This is a genomic window from Deltaproteobacteria bacterium (assembly GCA_009929795.1).
Taxonomy (GTDB): Bacteria; Desulfobacterota; Desulfovibrionia; order Desulfovibrionales; family Desulfomicrobiaceae; genus RZZR01.
On record RZZR01000352.1, the window covers coordinates 1 to 1457 of the forward strand.

A 1457-nucleotide genomic window follows, 5' to 3' on the forward strand; every position below is an offset into this window, starting at 1 on the left:
TGCCCCGGACCATGTTTGCCGATGTGGTCTTGACCAGTTCGCCGTCAGGACCAAGACGGAATTGCTTCGACAGTATCTTGGGCGTGGTGGAGGTCAGGACGGTCAATTTTGCGGCGGACATGCTTCTGCCTCCCGTCCCATCCATGTGTAGCGTCCCACCCGATGCCGTTTGCCGTCCTCGGCAACGGACCATTCCATTTCGGTGATGATCCGATGGCCCACCCGGCGCAATTCCATAACCCTGGCGGCGCTATGCAGAACGCCAAGGGCGCGAAACTCTGGGATCGAGCATGATGAACGCTGAAGACATTCCAAAACGAACTGGCGTTGCTTATCTCCGTGCGTGTTCATAACGGCCTCACCCTTTTTGCAATCCACTCGGCAAGATTGTCTCTTTCATAGGCCACTCGGCCTCCAACAAGTATCTTGCCGTCAGGGCCAAGCCCCCTGCAGTCAAGATTGTTCAATGTGCGCGCCCTTATCGAGCCACCACTGAATTTCTCTACTTGACTTCTCGACACCAGAGGCGCGGGCCAAGCGTTAACCAATGCGTTGAAAATCCGTTTCTGCCTTTCGTCCATGTGATCCTCCGTCACTAAATGTTGTTGATGACGGCATGACAACAAAAAACAAAAAGAAAAGGACCGACAAATTTTCATTAAATTCGTCGGTCCTTTTTCGCGGAGGTGAAACGGATTATTTATTCAAGAAATTCTTTTGCTGTTCCTCGATCCACTCCTTGTGTTCTGCAACTGCATCCTTCACAGGCTGCAGGCCCACTGGACGGCCTTTCCGTGGCATTTTGGCCCACTTCAGCCCATCGGCAATTTCATCGGTCACAAGCCGGTCCGTTTTTCTGCCCGGCCTGAATCCTTCGCGTATTTTTATTTTCCAAAGGTGAACCCATGCTTCGGCCAAAAAAATTGACCGGTTCGGGTCCGCCTTGGGTCCGGTCTTTTTCGATGATGGACTTATGATTTCAGCCAGGACCCGAAGGTCCTCGGCTCGAAGGACTGCATGACCGTGCTGGTCTGCCCGTGCTTTGAGAAATTCAGCCAAGGCGCGGTTTTGGTCTTCGGTGTTCGGATAATGAGTTTCAAGAAACGGCGTCAGGAAACTTGTGTCTTCGTCGTAGCCGCCCCAGACCGGCGGGCCAAGGCCCTTGATCTCGTATTCGATGGGTTTCAAGTCCACCTCCGCGATGGATTCCGCATTGATGGATGCCCGGCCCAGGGCGGAGCGGAGAACCGCCTTTTCGGGAGCTACCCTAGGGCTGGGCAAATTTTGGATTTACTCTTTTTCCGGTCCTGCTATCCCGACGAATTTCCCGGCCACCCCTGCGGCCCTGCACTCGTCGTCGAACTTCCATTCGCAGATATGGACCCTGCCGAAATGCTTCCGCACGTTCTCGGTGTGGACTTCAAATCGTTTGAGTCCGGCCTGGAACAGTTCATGGG

The 1457-nt window shown here is 53.9% G+C and carries 3 protein-coding genes; all 3 read right to left on the bottom strand.

Features of this window, described 5'->3' with window-relative positions; genetic code table 11:
• Nucleotides 1-102: 102 nt before the first annotated feature.
• A complete protein-coding gene (locus EOM25_14925) occupies nt 103-351 on the bottom strand; it encodes a hypothetical protein (protein NCC26471.1) in 249 nt (82 codons plus the stop codon).
• A complete protein-coding gene (locus EOM25_14930; protein NCC26472.1) occupies nt 348-581 on the bottom strand; it encodes a hypothetical protein in 234 nt (77 codons plus the stop codon). Before EOM25_14930 ends, EOM25_14925 begins: the two co-directional genes overlap by 4 nt.
• Nucleotides 582-696: 115 nt before the next feature.
• Complete coding sequence (locus tag EOM25_14935; protein NCC26473.1) at nt 697-1188, bottom strand: hypothetical protein; 492 nt, start codon at nt 1186-1188, stop codon at nt 697-699.
• Nucleotides 1189-1457 lie beyond the last annotated feature (269 nt).

What these genes read in the sequence shown, in the direction of transcription:
- EOM25_14925 (NCC26471.1), bottom strand. Translation starts at nt 351, where the DNA reads ATGAACACGCACGGAGATAAGCAACGCCAGTTCGTTTTGGAATGTCTT.
- EOM25_14930 (NCC26472.1), bottom strand. Translation starts at nt 581, where the DNA reads ATGGACGAAAGGCAGAAACGGATTTTCAACGCATTGGTTAACGCTTGG.